The sequence below is a fragment of the Pseudomonas sp. GW822-FHT03F08 genome, from assembly GCF_058801265.1.
The window spans coordinates 300253-316493 of sequence record NZ_JBXANC010000004.1 but is presented as its reverse complement, the minus strand read 5'-3'; the positions used below and the strand labels follow the sequence as shown (position 1 = coordinate 316493).

The window sequence follows — 16241 nt, the reverse complement described above, 5'->3', positions numbered from 1 at the left end:
GAGGTCTCCTTGACCTGAATTAATTCGGTTGCGTCCAGCGGCGGAAGATCAGCGAGGTGTTGACCCCGCCAAACGCGAAGTTGTTGTTCATCACGTAGTCGTGGTGCATCTGGCGGAATTCGCCGCGCAGGTAATCGAGCTTGCCGCAGTGCGGGTCGACTTCGTCGAGGTTGAGCGTGTGCACGTACAGGTCGCGATTGAGCATTTCGATGCTGAACCAGGACTCCAGCGCACCGCAGGCACCCAGGGTGTGGCCGAGGAAGCTCTTCTGCGAGCTGATCGGCATGCGCTCGCCAAACAGGCTGCTGGTGGCCAGGGTTTCGGCGATGTCGCCCTGCTCGGTGGCCGTGCCGTGACCGTTCACGTAACCGATGGCGTCAGGCGTCAGGCCCGCGTCTTCCAGTGCCAGCTCCATCGCACGACGCATGGTGACTTGCTCGGGACGAGTGGTGTGCTGGCCGTCGGCGTTGCTGCCGAAACCGACGATTTCGGCGTGAATGTGCGCGCCGCGAGCGAGGGCGTGTTCCAGTTCTTCGAGCACCAGCATGCCACCACCTTCACCGATCACCAGGCCGTCGCGGCCCTTGTCATACGGACGTGGCGAGGTTTGCGGCGCATCGTTTTTCAGGCTGGTGGCGTACAGCGCGTCGAACACCATGGCTTCGGTCGGGCAGAGTTCTTCGGCGCCACCGGCGAGCATCAGCGGCAAACGACCGAATTTGATCGCCTCGTAGGCATAACCGACGCCCTGGCTGCCACTGGTGCAGGCGCTGGACGTCGGGATCAGGCGACCGGTGAGGCCGAAGAAGATGCTGATGTTCGCCGCCGTGGTGTGCGGCATCATCCGCACGTAGGAGTTGGCGTTCAGGCCTTCGGCCACCGAATTCAGCAGCATGTTGCCGAATGCTTTGATCTCGTCGGTGCTGCCGGTGGACGAGCCACAGGCCACGCCCATGCGGCCGTCCTTGATCGATTCGTCGCCGAGCAGGCCGGCATCGGCCAAGGCTTTTTCAGCCGCGCCGACTGCCAGCCGTGAGACCCGGCCCATGCTGCGCAGTTGTTTGCGGGTCCAGTGCGCCGGCACCAGAAAATCGTCGATTGGCCCGGCCAGTCGGGTGTTGAGTTCGCTGAAACGATCCCACTCGTCCATCCGGCGGATACCGCTGCGGTTGGCGGCGAAGTTGCCGGCGATGGTGTCCCAGTCGCTGCCCAGCGAGGTGATGCCGGCCATGCCGGTGACGACAACGCGCTTCATCAGCACAAGCCTCCGTTGACTGCCAGCACCTGGCGGGTGATGTACGACGCTTCCGCCGACATCAGGAAATTCACCGCACCGGCCACTTCTTCCGGCGTGCCCATGCGTTGTGCCGGGATCATTTTCATCAGTTCTTCCACCGGCACGTTTTCATCGAGCATGGCCGTATCGATCAGGCCGGGAGCAACACAGTTCACCGTGATTTTGCGCTTGGCCAGTTCGATCGCCAACGCCTTTGCGGCACCGATCACACCCGCTTTCGAGGCGCTGTAGTTGACCTGGCCACGGTTGCCGATCAGCCCCGAGACCGAGGTGATACAAACGATGCGACCGGCGGCGCGGCGGCGGATCATCGGCATCATCACCGGGTGCAGGACGTTGTAGAAACCGTCGAGGTTGGTGCGCAATACCACGTCCCAATCGTCATCGCTGAGGGCCGGAAACGCGCCGTCGCGGGTCAGCCCGGCATTGAGCACCACGCCGTAATAGGCGCCGTGGGCTTCGACATCGGCTTCGAGAATGGCTTTGCAGGTTTCGCGGTCGGCGACGTCGAATTGCAGGATGCGTGCATGGCGCCCGAGCGCTTCGACTTCGGCTTTCACCGCTTGCGCTTCGGCCACGCCGCTGCGGCAATGCAGGACGATGTCGTGGCCGGCCTGAGCCAGACGCAGGGCAATCGCGCGGCCGATACCGCGACTGGAGCCGGTGACCAGTACGAATTCAGTCATCGTTCGACTCCTTCAATTGTTCTAGATATTGCGCCGCGTGCGGCGGGCGGAACACGTTCAGCCGGGCGCTGGCTTCGATGCCGGGCGCATTGATGTGGCATTCGAACACGCCCATGCCGTTGTCGTCTTCCAGCGAGCGGATGCCGTGGATAGTCAGTTCACAACCGACCGGAAACGCCTCGACATTGCATTCGAACTTGCGGGTGCCGAGAAGAAAGCCCAGCTCCACCGCATTGCCTTTCTGCCGGGCATGGCAGCCAGCGAAGGCAGCGACGCTCTGCGCCATCAACTCGACGCCGACCCACGCCGGCAGGCTGCCGTCGGGCAGGTTGAACAAGCCATCGGGCTTGACCGTGAGGGTGGTGTGGATCTGCTCATCGTCGAAGCTGAGGATCCGGTCGATCAGAATCATGTCGCCAGCGTGGGGCAGCAATTCGGCGAGCGGCCAGTCATTCATGGGGCGTCTCCGATAATCAGGCTGACGTTATTGCCACCGAAGGCAAACGAGTTGCTCATCAGGTAGCGGGGTGCAATGGACGCCAGGCGCTCGCTCGCGGTCACCCACTTCAGCGCTGGCAGGTCCGGATCGGCCTGGCCGTCCCAGACGTGCGGCGGCAAGGCGTGGTCGGGGTTGTCGGCACTCAGACTCAACCAGCAGAACGCGGCTTCCAGTGCGCCGGCAGCACCGAGGGTGTGGCCGGTCATCGGTTTGGTCGAGGAACACGCCACACCCTGCGGGAACAACGTGGAAACGGCCAGGCTTTCCATGGCGTCGTTGTGCTGGGTGGCGGTGCCGTGCAGGTTCAGATAACTGATTTGCGTGGCTTGCAGCTGCGCGCGGTCCAGCGCCTGTTGCATGGCTTGCAACGCGCCACGGCCGGACGGCTCCGGCGCGGAAATATGGTGCGCATCGGAGCTGGCGCCAGCGCCCAGCAGGGCAATGGCCGGGCCGTCGCCGCGCTGTTTGCTCATCACGAACAGCACTGCGGCCTCGCCGATGTTGATGCCGTTGCGGTTGGCCGAGAACGGATTGCAGCGCTCGTCGGACACCGCTTCCAGCGACGAGAAACCATTCAGGGTCAGCTTGCACAGGCTGTCGACACCACCGCACAGCACCGCGTCGCACAGCCCCAGATCCAGCAGACGCCGGGCGCTCATCAAGGCCCGGGCGCTGGAGGTGCACGCGGTGGAAATCACGTAGGTCGGGCCGCTCAGTTGCAGCCAGTCGGCGAGGAACGTCGCCGGGGCGCCGAGTTCCTGCTGTCGGTAGTCGTAATCGGCCGGGAACTGTTGGTCGCGAATGTAATGCGCCAGACCCTCGCTGGCCTCGTCGATGCCCGAAGTGCTGGTGCCGAGCACTACGCCGATGCGGTCGGGGCCATAGGTCTGAATGGCGGCGTCGATGTCGTCGCGAATCTGCAGCGCGGCTTCCAGCAGCAACTGATTGTTGCGGCTCTTGTGCGCCGCCATCTGCGGCGGAATGGGCGCCAGATCACCGCGTACGGCGGCCACCGGCAACTCGCGTTCCGGCACCCAGCCCGACTCGTGGCGCATGCCCGAGCAATCGCCGGCGAACAGGTGACTGGCGACTTCTTGCTTGTCACGGCCCAGGGCGCAGATCACGCCGAGGGCGTTGAGGTAGGCGGTCATGGCGTCGATTCACCTAAAGGAGAAACCCGATACTGCGGGCCTTGGGGCAGGTTCAATTCGAAGCTCAACGGTTGTGCATAACGGATGTCCCAACGCGCCGGCAAGGAACGTTGCCCGCCGTGTTGCTGCGCGGTGGGGTAATTGCGCGACAGTTCGCCGGACGGCGTCAGGGCAAACAGCAGCGCAGCGAACAACTCCCGGGCCTCCGGATTCGGCGGCAGCAGGCCGTCAGCCTGCCAGCGTCCGTCGATCAGTTGCTGACGGGCCTGGGGAATGCCCAGCGGATCCATCATCGACCAGCGAATGCCCGGGCCCTCGCGCTGGATCACCAGCAACCAGTCCTGACGCTGTTCGGCTTGCTGGCGCTCGATGTGCAATTGCAGCGGCAAGGGCAGCGTAGGGTTATCCACAGGCAGCGGCGCCTGGCTGGCGCAAGCGGTCAGCAGCAGGACGCAGGCGAGCAGCAGAACACGCAGCATCAGACGGCCTCTTCCAGCGGTTTGCGCGCCACGACGTTGACCAGGGTTTCTTCACGCTGGCCAACCGGCTTCGGTTTGCGCAGGCCAAAACGTTCCAGCAGACCAAAATCCTTTGAGCGGCTCCACCATAGATACGGGTAGGAAACATTCCGCTCGGCGAACTCGAATCCCTGCTGGCGAATCATCTCCAGATACTGCGCCGCACTCTTTTGCACGTGCATCGGATGGCGGAACAACCAACGGATGACCCATGTATCAATGTAAGCCTCGGTGGACTCGGCGAACAGCAGATAACCGCCCGGCTTGAGCACCCGGTAGAACTCGGCCAGGGCTTTTTCCTGCTCCACCAGATGATGGAAGGTCTGGTGACAGAACAGCAGATCGACGCTCGCATCCGGGACATTCAGTGTCGCGCAGTCGCTGCCGATCAGCTCGACGGCGAAGCCCTGGCGCGCCGCTTCTTCAGCGCTCAATTCCAGGCTGTGCGGGTCGGCATCGACGCCGATCAAACGCTGTGGCGCGAAGGTCTGGCGCAGATGGCCGAAGGATTTGCCCTGGCCGCAGCCTGCATCCAGCAGCACCGGGTTGGCCGGCAGCGGTTCGCTGAACAAGCCGCGCAAATCATTGATCGCCACGCGCAGCACATGGTGCTGCCAGGTGTGGCTGCGCAGGAACCAGAAGCCGAAACGGGTTTCCTCGACGTAGCTGTCGCTCAAGTAATTCATGTGTCGTCCCTTGCACAGAGTTCGGAAATCGTCTTCAGCCGGCGGCGCGCTTCGCTGACGAACGGGTTGCGTTCGTCCCAGGCGTAGCCGGCGAGGATCGAGCAGATCATGCGACGGATTTCGGGGGAGCCTTGCTCGTGGAAAATCACGTCCTGGAAGGTGCCGGCGTACCAGCCCTCGACATAGCAGCGGAAGGTATCGACGCCGCGCTTGAGCGGTTCGGCGAACTCGCTCTGCCAATCCACGGTTTCGCCCTGCAACTGCCGGTGCAGCACGCCGGCGGCCATGCTTGCCGAGCGCATGGCGATGGTCACGCCCGAGGAGAACACCGGGTCGAGAAACTCCGCCGCGTTGCCCAGCAGCGCAAACCCCGGACCGTGCAGGGTTTTGACGTTGGCCGCATAACCGCCGAGGGTACGCGCCGGGGTATCCCACACGGCGTTGTTCAGTACCTTGGCCAGACTCGGGGTTTCGGCGATGAAACCGCGCAGGCAGGCGTCGAGATCGGTATCGCTACCCTTGAAATGTTCAGCGGCAGCGACCACGCCCACCGAGCAGCGACCGTTACTGAACGGAATCGTCCAGAACCAGATGTCGCGATGCTGCGGGTGGGTGGTGACGAGGATTTTCTCGCGGTCGAAGGCCGGGTGGTCGATGTGATCTTCGACGTGGGTGAACACGGCCTGGCGCACCGGGAAATTCGATGGAGCTTCCAGATCCAGCAGGCGTGACAGCACGCGGCCGTAGCCGCTGGCATCGAGGACGAAACCGGCCTCGACGCGGTACTCGCTGCCGTCTTCGCGACGCACATCGAGTTGCGGATGCGGACGCTCGAAGTCGACGCTGACAATGGCGTCGCCATAACGGATTTCCACGCCTTGCAACGCCGCTTGATCGGCCAGCAGTTTGTCGAAGTCGGCGCGTTGTACCTGGAAGGTAGTCGGTTTGCCGCCGGTGAACGTATCGCCGAAATCGAACGCGCTGTAGCGCTCGCCCCAGGCGAATGCCGCGCCGGTCTTGCGCTGGAATCCGGCCGCGTTCACCGCTTCGAGCATCCCCGCTTCTTCGACGAAATCCAGGCAATGGCTGAGCAGGCTTTCGCCGATGGAGAACCGTGGGAAATGCTGGCGCTCGATAACCAGCACGTCGTGGCCCTTACGCTTGAGCAACGCGGCGGCGATGGCGCCGGACGGGCCGGCGCCGATGATCACGACCTGACGGGATTCCATTTCAACGATTGGCACGCGAGCTCCTGGGTACGGCAATAGGGTTCAATGACGCACGGTGCAGGCCGATGAAAGCCGGCAACAGCGTCGCGATCAGGCCCATCAGCATCAGCGCAAAGTACAGCGCCGGGCTGATGAGTTGTTGTTGCAACAGCAAGTTGAGAAAAACGATTTCGCTCAAGCCGCGAATGTTCAGCAGCACGCTTTCACGCCAGCGGCTGGCGCCTTCGAACGATGCGCCGGCCCAGCCGAGGCCCAGCCAGTTGCCGAGCAGTTTGCTGGCGATCGGCAACAGCAGCAGCGCTGCCCATTGCACGACGCCGAGGCTGGCGAGGGCGCTGTGCACATCGATCTGCACGATGCCGAAGGTGAGGATCAGCGGAATCGCGATCCACGTTTGCAAACGGTTCATCCAGCGTGCCGGCAACGGCAGCACCAACGGCACCTTCAGCGCGGCCATGCACAGCAGATAGCCGATGCCGAAAATCAGCGCATTGAGTTTGTAGTGTTCGGCCAGCACCAACAGCGCAAAAAAGCCAAGGCTGTAGGTCAATGGCCGGCGGACGCCGAACACACGCAGCAGTACTGGCACGCAGGCCAGCCCCAGCGGCAGCAGCAGACTGCTCAGGTGCAGGCTGCCCTGGGCGAGGCCGAACAGGGTCCAGCAGGTCAGGTCGATCAGGATCGCAGTCTGCACCAGACGCCGGGTGGCGGCGGGCGGATAGTCGATATGGCGCAGATACAGATACAGCACCGGGATCGCGGTGATGGCGAACACCAGACCGATGGCCAGCGAGTTGATCCACGGTTGCGCTGGCAGCAGCCAGTACGCCGTCGCCAACCCGCAGGCGAACGGCACGGCAAAACTCGGCAGGGCAATTTTCACGCTCTGACGATCCAGGCGCAGGTCGATCACGTCGCTGAGAATGTGCCCGAGCAACAGCGCGAAGCTCAGGCTGTAGAGGTTTTTCAGCCAGCTCGGCGCAATCAGTTCGGCTCCGCTGAGCTGCCAGCCCGGTTCGATCCAGAAATACATCAACAGCGGCAGCACGAAACTGGCCAGCAGCAACTGGCTGACGATCGGAATCAATCCGAAATATCGACCGACACGGGTGGCCACGGCGAACAACGCCAGCGCCATCAGCCAGAAAATCACGATCATCATGCTGCCGGCTCCGCGACTGTCACCGCATGGGCATGACGCCCGGCCCACGGCGCCAGCATGAAACTGAAGGCCAGCCCGAGGCTCACCGACAACCCGAAGTTGCTCACCGCCGGCGTACTCGACACTGCCAGCAGACCGAACGACAGCCAGGTCGTCAGCGCCGCCAGCAAAGTGCCAAGCAGGCTGACCGCCGCGCCGCCGACCTGTTCGCGCATGAGGATCGCGTAATCGACGCTGATCGCCGTCACCAGCAGCAGGCCGAACAGGCTGAACAGGGTCAGCGGCTGACCGAGCCAGCCGAGGCTGGCCAGGCTGCACAGCGCCGCGAGCAGTGGCAGGGAAACGATGCGCAACGCGCCACCGAGACCGAACGGCAGGATCAGCACCAGCACGATCAGCACGCAGGAAGCGAGTTTCAGTTCGGCGGCGCTGATCTGGGTTTCGGCAAACACCCGGTTCAAGTCACCGAGGCGATCCACCAGCTCCACGCCGGGCAAGTCCAGCGCCTGCACCCGCAGCAGCGCCGGGTTGTTCAGGCCTTGCAGGCTGACCATCGCCGCGACGCCTTCTTCGGTCGGACCGAGCCACAAGGTGCGGTAGGGCTCGCCGAGCGGGCCGACCAGTGCGGCGTCGATGTCTTCGGCGGGCAGGGCCTGCAATTGCGTCAGTTCGGTTTGTAACGCTGCCAGTGGTACGCCGACTTCAAGCAGCGGCTGCCAGAATTGCGGCAATTTGTTCAGCGCTTCGCGAGCCTGTTGCTGCTGGCTCGGCGGGCTGACCAATTGGTTGAGCGCCAGATAACCCTGCAACTTGTCGAGGTTGACCAGTTGATCCAGCCGCTCGCTCAGGGCTGCCTGGCGTTCCAGCAGTTGCTGCTGGTTTTCTGCGCGCACCAGGAAAAACTGGCTGGTCGGCTGATAACCGGTGATGCGGGCGATGGTCTGCGCCTCATCGGTCAGGTGCTGCGGCGCGCCGACCCATTGGCGGATATCGTTTTTGCTTTGCAGTTGCACCAGGCCGCCGGCGCAGAACGCGATCAGCAGTGCCGCCAGAATCGGTGTGCGCACGTGTTCCAGCAGCGTTTCCCGAAGACTGACCATGCGCTCGGCCAGACGCAGCGGCCATTGCGCCGGGCGCAACTCGACGTTGCTCAACAGCGCCGGCAGCAGGCACACCGCGGACAGGTAAGCGCCGAGCAGGCCAGCAGCGGAGAACACGGCGATCTGGGTCAGGGCCGGGAACGGTGTCCAGGCCAGCGCCAGATAGCCGATGGCGCTGGTGATCAGGCTCAGGGTCAGGCCCGACACGGTCAGGCGCAAGGCCGGCCAGCTGCGCCACGGTTTGAGGCTCCAGCTCTTGGACAGATAGTGCAGCGGGTAATCCACAGCCACGCCGATCAGGCTCGAACCGAGCACCAAGGTCATGACATGCAGGTGCCCGAACAGTGCCACGCAGGCCACCGCGCCGAACAGCATGCCCACCAGCACCGGAATGAACGCCAGCAACACCCGCCAGCGGCGGAAGGCGAGCAACAGCAGCAACAGAATGCCGAGGGTGGCGCCGCCGCCGACCCAGGAAATTTCCCGGGTCGCTTGTTGCTGACCATTGGCCGCGTAGAGCAATCCGCTGGCAGCCAGCAGTTGCACACCGGATTTCGCCGCTTGCTCGCGGCTGTGTTGCAGCAGCGCGGCGACTTGTAGCGGCAGGTTCATGTCGAAGGCGTTGCCGGTGGTGCGCGCGCGCAGCAGCACCCAGCTCTTGCCGTCGGAATCGGCAATCAATGCGCCGCTGCCGATGTCCAGTTGCACCGCGCCGTGCTGCGGCTGGTTGTTCTGGATGCGTCCGGTCAGGCCCAGCCAGTCGTCCTGGCTCGGCACCAGACTGAAACCGGTGAACGGATCGAACAGCGCCTGCACCCGTTGCTGGATGAAGGCGTCCGGGTGTTCGATCAGCAACTGCCGATCATCGGCCGAGAGCATCGCCAGTCGCCCTTGCAGCAATTGTGCGCGCAGGGCGGGCAGATCGGCCTGCAGGTTCCACTGGACCTTTTCGAACAAGCCGCTGGCCTGCCATTGCTCGCCCAGGGTCTGGGCCATGGCGACGGCCTGCTGGCGATCGGTGTGACCGACCAATACCAGCATTTCCCGGTTGAGCGGTTCCTGCATGCGTTGTTCGGCACGCTGCTCGACGGCGTCCGGATGGGTGCCGGGCACCAGCTCCATCAGGTTCGCCGACAGCGGTGCGCCGTCGCGCCACTGCCAGGCGCCCAGTGCGACGACGGCCAGCAGCAGGATCAGGAACAGCCAGGGCAGCCTGCGTTCACTCGGCAAAGTCATGTTGCTCCGCGTCGCTCAACGGTTGGCCGGCGGTGCTGTCCTGCATGCGCAGCACAGTGCTGTCGCCCTGGGTTTCCAGCAGTTCGATGGTACTCACCAGCGTGCCGCCGGTGATGTTGATCTGGTTGAACACTTGCTTGAGTAGCACCGAACGCGGGGTGAGCGTCAGTTGCCACTTTTGTGCGTCGCCGTTCAGGGCCAGTTCGAAATCCCGTTGCAGACCGCTGCTGTCGCCTTGCAGCACGGCGAGAAACAAACGGTTCTGTTCGGCGCCGGCGCTCTTGCCGGGCAACAGTTGCCAACCGTTGAGGTCACGACGGGCAATGCCTTTGGCGCTGATGCGGTAATCCTGCTGCAGCGGGGTTTTCAACAGCCAGAGCAGGCCGTGGTTTTTGGCGAGGACAAAGCTGCCCTTGCTGATCAGCGGCTGGGGCAGGGCGCGCAGGTGTTTTTCCTGAATGAACTGGCCGTGGATCACGTCCGGTTTCGCCAGTTGATCGCTCAACTGTTGCAGGTCGAAGGCGTTGGCCAGCGACGACAGCCCCAGCAACGCCAAGGCCCCGAAGGATTTCACAAACACATTCATCGCAGCATCCTTTCCACGGCATCGGTGAAGACTTTCGGCGACGCCAGTTGCATCTCGCGGCTGCTCACCTCGACGGCGACCTGCACCGAGCTGGCGCGGGTCAGGCGTTCGCCGGTCTGGGCGTCGGTGATCAGGTAGTGAATCTTCAGGCGGTTTTCCCATTCCACCAGGCTGGCGCGCACGTTCAGCCGCTGACCGAACACTGCGCCGCGCACGTAGCGCAATTGCAGGTCGATCACCGGCCAGGCATAGCCCGAGTCGACCATCTGGTTGTAGTTGTGGCCGATCTTGTCGAGCAACGCGCAGCGCGCCACTTCCAGGTATTTCACGTAATGGCCGTGCCAGACGACGTGCATGGTGTCGATGTCAAAGAACGGCACGAGGATTTCCGTATCGGCGTGAAGCACTCCGGCGCTACGCATGCAGCCTCCAGTGTTGTTCGGCGATACGTTGCAGGCACAGGCGCAGTTCGCCTTCCAGGGCGCGGTCTTCGATGACTGGCGGGAAGTCTTTGGCCAGCTCTTCGTGCATGGCGGCCAGCGACGGTGGCAGTGGTCGTGCGTCTTCATCACGGCCACGCAGCCAGACGCCCTGATTGGCCGCGAGCAAGGTGGCGGCGGCGACCTGTTCGGTCAGCTCCAGCACGCGAATGGCGTCGCGTGCGGCGATGGTGCCCATGCTCACCTTGTCCTGGTTGTGGCACTCGGTGGAGCGCGAGAACACGCTGGCCGGCATGGTGTTTTTCAACGCTTCGGCAGTCCAGGCGCTGGCGCCGATCTGCACAGCCTTGAAGCCGTGGTTGAGCATCGCCCGGTCGGCGCTGGCGCCGGACAGGTTGCTCGGCAAACCGTGGTTGTAACGCTCGTCCACCAGCAGCGCGAGTTGTCGGTCGAGCAGGTCGGCGACGTTGGCCACGAGGTTTTTCAGGCTGTCCATGGCGAAGGCGATATGCCCGCCGTAGAAATGCCCGCCGTGCAGCACGCGCTCGGCTTCGGCGTCGATGATCGGGTTGTCGTTGGCGCTGTTGAGTTCGGTCTCGATAAACGAACGCAGCCAGTTCAGGCTGTCGGCCAATACGCCGAGCACGTGCGGAGCGCAGCGCAGCGAGTAGCGGTCCTGCAAGCGGTGCAGCGGCGCGGTCGGCGCGTCGATCGCCAGATCCTTGCGCAGCCACGCGGCAACCTGCATCTGCCCCGGATGCGGCTTGGCGGCGAACAGGCGCTCGTCGAAGTGCTCCGGATTGCCTTGCAGCGCCACCACGTTCAACGCAGTGATGCGGGTGGCCAGTTGCAGCAGGTAATCGGCGCGGGCATAGGCCAGGCAGGCAAGACCGGTCATCACGGCGGTGCCGTTCATCAGTGCCAGCGCTTCTTTCGGGCGCAGCACCAGTGGTGTCCAGCCCAGTTCGCGATGCACATCGGCGGACTGGCGGCGTTCGCCACGGAACATCACTTCACGCTCGCCGGACAGAGTCGCGGCGACGTAGGACAGCGGCGTCAGATCGCCGCTGGCACCCACCGAACCTTCTTCGGGGATCAGCGGCAGGATGTCGTGTTCGAGGAAGGCATGCAGACGTTCCAGCAGTTCGATGCGCACCCCGGACACGCCGTGGCACAGCGACTGCAAACGCGCCGCCAGCACCGCGCGGGTGGCCTGGGCGTCGAGCAGTTTGCCCAGTCCGCAGCCGTGGAAGGTGTAAAGATGACGCGGCAGCGCCTCGACGTGATGCAGCGGCACCGCGACCACGCAGGAGTCGCCGTAACCGGTGGTCACACCGTAGATCACGCCTTCCTTGTCCAGCAGCGAATCGAGGAACCGCGCGCCTTTGGCGATGCGTTCGCGGTAGTCGGCGTCGCTCTGCAACTGCACGGGCGCCTGACGGTTGGCCAGGGCCAGCACGTCTTCGATGCGCAAAGGGCGTTCGCCGAAGGTTACCGGCTCATGGGTTGGCGTCGTCATCGGTCTTCCAGAAAGGGTAAAAGTTGAACCATTGCTTGGGGGCTTCGAGGCAATAGTGACTCAGGCGTTCGGCATAGCGGGTCGCCCACTGATGAATGACCTGTTCGCGCTCGCGGCGCGTCCACGTCACGGCATCGGCGAACGGTTCGAGGGTCAGGCGATAGTGTCCGTCAGGTTGCTTGAGGCACATCAGCAGATTGACCGGGCATTTCAGCAAGCCGGCCAGCAGCCACGGGCCTTGCGGAAATCGCGCCGGATGGCCGAGGAAGTCCACGGTTACGCTGCGCCCGCCGTGCAGCGGTACACGGTCGCCGGCAATCGCCAGCCATTCGCCGCGCTCCAGGCGTTCGTGCAGTTGCAGCATGATCACCGGGTCCAGCTCGCTGACCTGGATCAGCCGCAGATTGGTCGCCCCGGCCTCGCCCAGCAGGCGATTGAATTGTTCGGCGTGCTTGGTGTGCACCAGAACGTTCATGGTGACCTTTTCGCCGATCTCCGCCAGCGCCCGGCACACTTCGAGGTTGCCCAGATGCGCGCCCACCAGCATTTGCCCGCGACTGCCGCGCAACTGATCGCGCAGCAGCGCCGGGTCGATGATTTCGATCTGCTCGATGCGCAGCTTGCGGTTCCACACGTCGAGCTTGTCGAGCAGCGAATCGGCGAACGCCATGAACTGGCCGAACACCCGCCACAGGCTTGGGCGCAATTCGTGGCGGCCGCTCCAGTCGGCGAGGCGTTGCTGATACTGCCAGGCACTGCGCCGGGCTGTGCGGCCGAACAGGAAAAAGTACAGGACGATGCCGTACAGCAACGGGCTCAACAGGCGTCGGCCAAGAACCTTGGCGGCGAACGCGGTAAATTTCATCAGCAGAAAGCTGCCGCGCTCTTCGCGGTCGGCCCAGTGCTTTTTGTCGGTCTCGACCGTCATGCGCGCCACCGTCGCCAGAGGATGGCGGGCGAGCGCAGCAACATGCCGAAGAACAGGCGCGTGTGCATGCTCGAAATCAACACGTTGTCGTGGAACATCCGAAAGTGCGACACGCCGTCCAGCGGGTAGTGCACGCTGGTTTGCAGCCAGCGCATCGGCTGGTTGCGCCATGACAGGCGCACCAGAATGTCCGAGTCGAAATCCATGCGCTTGCCGATCCGCGCCGAGTCGATCAGTGCCAGGGTCGGCTCCAGCGGATAGACACGGAAACCGCACATCGAATCGCGAATCTGCAGTGACAGGCTGTTGATCCACACCATCACGTGCGTGAGGTAACGGGCGTACAGGCGCCCCTTGGGCACGCTGGCGTCGTAGAGCGGATAACCGCAGATCAGCGCACGCGGATGGGCGCGGGATTCTTCGACGAAGCGGCTGACGTCCTGCAAGTCGTGCTGACCGTCGGCATCGACCTGCAAGGCATGAGTGAAACCCAGTCGCGCGGCTTCACGCAGTCCGGTCATCACCGCGCCGCCCTTGCCCTGATTGGTGGTGAGTCGCACCAGATACACCCGCTCGCGTTCGGCCAGAACATCCAGCACGGCTGCGCAGGATTTGCTGCTGGCGTCGTCCACCAGAATGCACGGCAAGCCTTGGGCGAGCAGGGCCTCGACCACCGTGGTGATCGCGGTTTCGTGGTTGTAGACCGGGATGACCGCGCAAGGGTTATGCATCGCCAGCCCCCAGCAGAATCCGGCCGCTGGAGCAGGTCGCGGTGTCGTTGCGATAGGCGAAATACAGCTTGCCGCGTTCGGCGTCGAAGCGCAGGTGCAACTGGATTTCATCGCCGGGGCGCACCAGTTGCTGGAACTTCAGCACTTCCATCCCGGCGAATGCACCAGACAGGTTCAACAGTTGCCGACCGAGGTTCAGCGCCCACTCGACCTGCACCACGCCGGGCAGCACCGGGGCCTTGGGGAAGTGACCGCTGAAGTAGGCAAGATCCGGCGGCACGCTCAGTTGCAGGCTCCATTCGCCCTCGGTTTCGGTCTGCTCCAGAACTTCCGGTGCCTTCGGACGCGGTGCCAGCAGCAAGGCTTCGACGTCAGCCTGAGGCAACTTGCCCTGAGTGTTCAGCGGCAGTTGTCGCAGCAAGCGCCAGCGCCGAGGCAGGGCGAGGGCTTCGCAATGCTCGCCGAGGTGACGGCGCAGGGTTTCGGTGAGGCTGCGCCGGCCGTGTTCGCGCAGGGCAAACAGGCCTGATTCGCTGAGCACCAGCAAGGCACCGAGAGACGCGCGGTTTTCCTGCACCACACCGAGTCGCGCTTCGGCGACCCAGTCGTGGGCGACCAAGGCCTGCTCCAGCATCGGCAGGGAGATACGCTTTTCTTCCAGTTTGACGATCCGGTCCAGTCGCCCGAGCAGCTCGAAGCGACCATCGGCCTCGATGCGCGCGGCATCGGCGGTGTGTTCGATATGTCCGGAGGGCAAATACGGCGAGGCGATCAGCAACGCGCCGTCGCCGTCCTGGCTCAGCTCGACCCCGGTGAACGGCTGCCACAGCGACTCGCCCTGACGCCAGGCGATACCGCCGGTCTCCGAGCTGCCGAGGATTTCCGTCGGCCACTGTTGCAAACGCTGGTGCAGGCTTTGTGCGGCATCCGCCGGCAACGCACCACCGGAGGAAAACACCCGACGCACGGCGCTCAGGGCCGGCCAGTCGAGGTTATCGCCCATGCGCTTGAGCAGCGCGGGGCTGGCGACCCAGGCGAAGGCCGGGTGCTCGCGACTGGCGCGCTGCATGTCTTCGGGAAAGGCCAGTTGTTTGCGCAAAAACGGGCGCCCGGCACACAGCGGCCACAGCACACGGAACAGCAGACCGTAAATGTGTTGGGTGGCGACGCTGCCGATGATGCAGGCCTCACCGAGATCCATGCCCCACAGTTGCTCGAGGGCTTCGACTTCGTTGGCCAGTTGCCGCAGGGATTTGTCGATGCGCTTGGGTTCGCCGCTGGAGCCGGAGGTGCACAGGCTCAGGCGGCACTGGTCGAGATCCAGTTCGGCGCCGGTCAGTGCGGTGTGCTGCCAATCGCTCAGGTGCGCGTCGTCCGCGTGATCGGTCAGCCACAGGTCGACTTCATGCGACCAGCGCTGGCGAGTCTGTGCTTGCAGATCCGAAGGCAGCAATACGCTGACGCCGGCGCGCCAGGCACCGAGCAGGGCGACGGCCAATTCTGCGGCATCTTCCAGGTGCACGGCCATTCGCTGCACACCTTTGGCTTGCAGGCCCGCAGCCAGGCTCAGGGCCTGTTCGCGCAGGTGTGCGTGATCGAGTGTCGGCGCGACGGTGATGGCGCGCTGCGGCAGATCCTTGAGCAACAGTTGCTCAAGTTTTATCCAGTTCATGGGCGACCTCTTACCCGTTGTCGTATCAGCCATTCAATGGCAAACATCAGGCCGATCAATCCGTAGGAGATCAGGCCGGTGTACAACATCCACCAGTGCAGCGGCGCCCAAAGGGTCAGCAGGGCCGCGCACAAGCCGTTACAGAAAAAGAACACGCTCCAGGCCACGGTGACCTGGCGGGTGTAGCGGATCGCTTCGGGTGGCAGCTGCGGTTCACGCAAGCGCGCCAGGCGCTCGACCATCGGCGGGCCGTATTTCAGGCTCAGGCTGAACAGCATCAACATGAAGCCGCTGATCAGCACCGGGTACCAGCGCAGTAACAGCGGGCTGTCGAACAGCGCCAGCAGCAGGCAGAACACGATCGCCACGCAGGCCATCCACAGGCTGCCGGGCTTGCGCTCGCCGGTCAGCGCACGGGCCAGCCACAGGCTGCCCAGCAGCAGGCCGAACTGCCACGGCGCAAAGTGCTCCATGCCGAAATACACCGCAAAGGGGTACAACAGGCCCGCCAGCAGCAGGCCGAGGCCGATCAGTCGGCTCATGCGGCCGGTTGAACCAGACGGTAGACCGCCTCGACCACGTCGCCGACGGTGCGCACCGACTTGAATTCCTCGGCGGCGATTTTCTTGCCGGTCTGACGCTTGATGTGGTCGATCAGGTCGACCGCGTCGATGCTGTCGATTTCCAGGTCCTGATACAGGTTCGATTCCAGGCTCACACGGGCCGGGTCCAGTTCGAACAGCTCGACCAGGGCATCGCGCAGGGTGTTGAAAATGTCGTCACGAGTTTGCATGGTCCGGT

General features: G+C 63.8%; 17 protein-coding genes. All 17 read right to left on the bottom strand.

What is annotated here, in order from left to right; all coding sequences use genetic code 11:
* Window positions 1-19: 19 nt before the first annotated feature.
* Genes AC1RME_RS11890 through AC1RME_RS11810 form a run of 17 tightly spaced genes read right to left on the bottom strand, consistent with a single transcriptional unit; the run spans window position 20 to window position 16233 of the window.
* Window positions 20-1255, bottom strand: coding sequence for a beta-ketoacyl-ACP synthase (locus tag AC1RME_RS11890; RefSeq protein ID WP_493091264.1), 1236 nt, complete (start codon window positions 1253-1255; stop codon window positions 20-22).
* Complete coding sequence (gene fabG, locus AC1RME_RS11885) at window positions 1255-1983, bottom strand: 3-oxoacyl-ACP reductase FabG (protein ID WP_096819907.1); 729 nt, start codon at window positions 1981-1983, stop codon at window positions 1255-1257. Before fabG ends, AC1RME_RS11890 begins: the two co-directional genes overlap by 1 nt.
* On the bottom strand, window positions 1976-2440 hold the full coding sequence (locus tag AC1RME_RS11880; protein WP_085732583.1) for a hotdog family protein: 465 nt from the start codon (window positions 2438-2440) through the stop codon (window positions 1976-1978). The genes fabG and AC1RME_RS11880 overlap by 8 nt, the downstream gene beginning before the upstream one ends.
* Window positions 2437-3633, bottom strand: a complete 1197-nt coding sequence (locus AC1RME_RS11875; RefSeq protein ID WP_096819906.1) for a beta-ketoacyl-[acyl-carrier-protein] synthase family protein — start codon at window positions 3631-3633, stop codon at window positions 2437-2439. Before AC1RME_RS11875 ends, AC1RME_RS11880 begins: the two co-directional genes overlap by 4 nt.
* Window positions 3630-4112: a hypothetical protein gene (locus AC1RME_RS11870; RefSeq protein ID WP_096819905.1), complete on the bottom strand. Its 483-nt coding sequence runs from the start codon at window positions 4110-4112 to the stop codon at window positions 3630-3632. Before AC1RME_RS11870 ends, AC1RME_RS11875 begins: the two co-directional genes overlap by 4 nt.
* Window positions 4112-4837 (bottom strand): class I SAM-dependent methyltransferase, encoded by a 726-nt coding sequence (locus AC1RME_RS11865; RefSeq protein WP_096819904.1) that lies wholly within the window; start codon window positions 4835-4837, stop codon window positions 4112-4114. The genes AC1RME_RS11870 and AC1RME_RS11865 overlap by 1 nt, the downstream gene beginning before the upstream one ends.
* Window positions 4834-6081: an NAD(P)/FAD-dependent oxidoreductase gene (locus tag AC1RME_RS11860; RefSeq protein WP_096819903.1), complete on the bottom strand. Its 1248-nt coding sequence runs from the start codon at window positions 6079-6081 to the stop codon at window positions 4834-4836. The genes AC1RME_RS11865 and AC1RME_RS11860 overlap by 4 nt, the downstream gene beginning before the upstream one ends.
* The gene (locus tag AC1RME_RS11855; protein ID WP_096819902.1) at window positions 6068-7228 is read right to left on the bottom strand and encodes a cation:proton antiporter; all 1161 of its coding nucleotides are present in this window, start codon (window positions 7226-7228) and stop codon (window positions 6068-6070) included. The genes AC1RME_RS11860 and AC1RME_RS11855 overlap by 14 nt, the downstream gene beginning before the upstream one ends.
* Window positions 7225-9564 carry an MMPL family transporter gene (locus AC1RME_RS11850; RefSeq protein WP_493071385.1) on the bottom strand — a complete coding sequence of 780 codons (2340 nt, stop codon included), beginning with the start codon at window positions 9562-9564 and terminating at the stop codon, window positions 7225-7227. The genes AC1RME_RS11855 and AC1RME_RS11850 overlap by 4 nt, the downstream gene beginning before the upstream one ends.
* Entirely contained in the window at window positions 9548-10150 is a 603-nt protein-coding gene (locus AC1RME_RS11845) for an outer membrane lipoprotein carrier protein LolA (protein ID WP_493071383.1), read from the bottom strand. The genes AC1RME_RS11850 and AC1RME_RS11845 overlap by 17 nt, the downstream gene beginning before the upstream one ends.
* Window positions 10147-10572: an acyl-CoA thioesterase gene (locus tag AC1RME_RS11840; RefSeq protein WP_096819899.1), complete on the bottom strand. Its 426-nt coding sequence runs from the start codon at window positions 10570-10572 to the stop codon at window positions 10147-10149. Before AC1RME_RS11840 ends, AC1RME_RS11845 begins: the two co-directional genes overlap by 4 nt.
* Window positions 10565-12109, bottom strand: a complete 1545-nt coding sequence (locus AC1RME_RS11835) for an HAL/PAL/TAL family ammonia-lyase (protein ID WP_493071381.1) — start codon at window positions 12107-12109, stop codon at window positions 10565-10567. Before AC1RME_RS11835 ends, AC1RME_RS11840 begins: the two co-directional genes overlap by 8 nt.
* Window positions 12090-13037 carry a lysophospholipid acyltransferase family protein gene (locus AC1RME_RS11830; RefSeq protein ID WP_493091262.1) on the bottom strand — a complete coding sequence of 316 codons (948 nt, stop codon included), beginning with the start codon at window positions 13035-13037 and terminating at the stop codon, window positions 12090-12092. The genes AC1RME_RS11835 and AC1RME_RS11830 overlap by 20 nt, the downstream gene beginning before the upstream one ends.
* Window positions 13034-13768 carry a glycosyltransferase family 2 protein gene (locus tag AC1RME_RS11825; protein WP_096819896.1) on the bottom strand — a complete coding sequence of 245 codons (735 nt, stop codon included), beginning with the start codon at window positions 13766-13768 and terminating at the stop codon, window positions 13034-13036. Before AC1RME_RS11825 ends, AC1RME_RS11830 begins: the two co-directional genes overlap by 4 nt.
* Window positions 13761-15440 carry an ApeI family dehydratase gene (locus tag AC1RME_RS11820; RefSeq protein ID WP_493091260.1) on the bottom strand — a complete coding sequence of 560 codons (1680 nt, stop codon included), beginning with the start codon at window positions 15438-15440 and terminating at the stop codon, window positions 13761-13763. The genes AC1RME_RS11825 and AC1RME_RS11820 overlap by 8 nt, the downstream gene beginning before the upstream one ends.
* Window positions 15437-15982, bottom strand: a complete 546-nt coding sequence (locus AC1RME_RS11815; RefSeq protein ID WP_096819894.1) for a COG4648 family protein — start codon at window positions 15980-15982, stop codon at window positions 15437-15439. The genes AC1RME_RS11820 and AC1RME_RS11815 overlap by 4 nt, the downstream gene beginning before the upstream one ends.
* Complete coding sequence (locus AC1RME_RS11810; RefSeq protein ID WP_007909503.1) at window positions 15979-16233, bottom strand: acyl carrier protein; 255 nt, start codon at window positions 16231-16233, stop codon at window positions 15979-15981. Before AC1RME_RS11810 ends, AC1RME_RS11815 begins: the two co-directional genes overlap by 4 nt.
* Window positions 16234-16241 lie beyond the last annotated feature (8 nt).

Coding starts and splice junctions, on each gene's coding strand:
- AC1RME_RS11890 (WP_493091264.1), bottom strand. CDS start 1,255: ATGAAGCGCGTTGTCGTCACCGGCATGGCCGGCATCACCTCGCTGGGC.
- fabG (WP_096819907.1), bottom strand. CDS start 1,983: ATGACTGAATTCGTACTGGTCACCGGCTCCAGTCGCGGTATCGGCCGC.
- AC1RME_RS11880 (WP_085732583.1), bottom strand. CDS start 2,440: ATGAATGACTGGCCGCTCGCCGAATTGCTGCCCCACGCTGGCGACATG.
- AC1RME_RS11875 (WP_096819906.1), bottom strand. CDS start 3,633: ATGACCGCCTACCTCAACGCCCTCGGCGTGATCTGCGCCCTGGGCCGT.
- AC1RME_RS11870 (WP_096819905.1), bottom strand. CDS start 4,112: ATGCTGCGTGTTCTGCTGCTCGCCTGCGTCCTGCTGCTGACCGCTTGC.
- AC1RME_RS11865 (WP_096819904.1), bottom strand. CDS start 4,837: ATGAATTACTTGAGCGACAGCTACGTCGAGGAAACCCGTTTCGGCTTC.
- AC1RME_RS11855 (WP_096819902.1), bottom strand. CDS start 7,228: ATGATGATCGTGATTTTCTGGCTGATGGCGCTGGCGTTGTTCGCCGTG.
- AC1RME_RS11850 (WP_493071385.1), bottom strand. CDS start 9,564: ATGACTTTGCCGAGTGAACGCAGGCTGCCCTGGCTGTTCCTGATCCTG.
- AC1RME_RS11845 (WP_493071383.1), bottom strand. CDS start 10,150: ATGAATGTGTTTGTGAAATCCTTCGGGGCCTTGGCGTTGCTGGGGCTG.
- AC1RME_RS11840 (WP_096819899.1), bottom strand. CDS start 10,572: ATGCGTAGCGCCGGAGTGCTTCACGCCGATACGGAAATCCTCGTGCCG.
- AC1RME_RS11835 (WP_493071381.1), bottom strand. CDS start 12,109: ATGACGACGCCAACCCATGAGCCGGTAACCTTCGGCGAACGCCCTTTG.
- AC1RME_RS11830 (WP_493091262.1), bottom strand. CDS start 13,037: ATGACGGTCGAGACCGACAAAAAGCACTGGGCCGACCGCGAAGAGCGC.
- AC1RME_RS11825 (WP_096819896.1), bottom strand. CDS start 13,768: ATGCATAACCCTTGCGCGGTCATCCCGGTCTACAACCACGAAACCGCG.
- AC1RME_RS11820 (WP_493091260.1), bottom strand. CDS start 15,440: ATGAACTGGATAAAACTTGAGCAACTGTTGCTCAAGGATCTGCCGCAG.
- AC1RME_RS11815 (WP_096819894.1), bottom strand. CDS start 15,982: ATGAGCCGACTGATCGGCCTCGGCCTGCTGCTGGCGGGCCTGTTGTAC.
- AC1RME_RS11810 (WP_007909503.1), bottom strand. CDS start 16,233: ATGCAAACTCGTGACGACATTTTCAACACCCTGCGCGATGCCCTGGTC.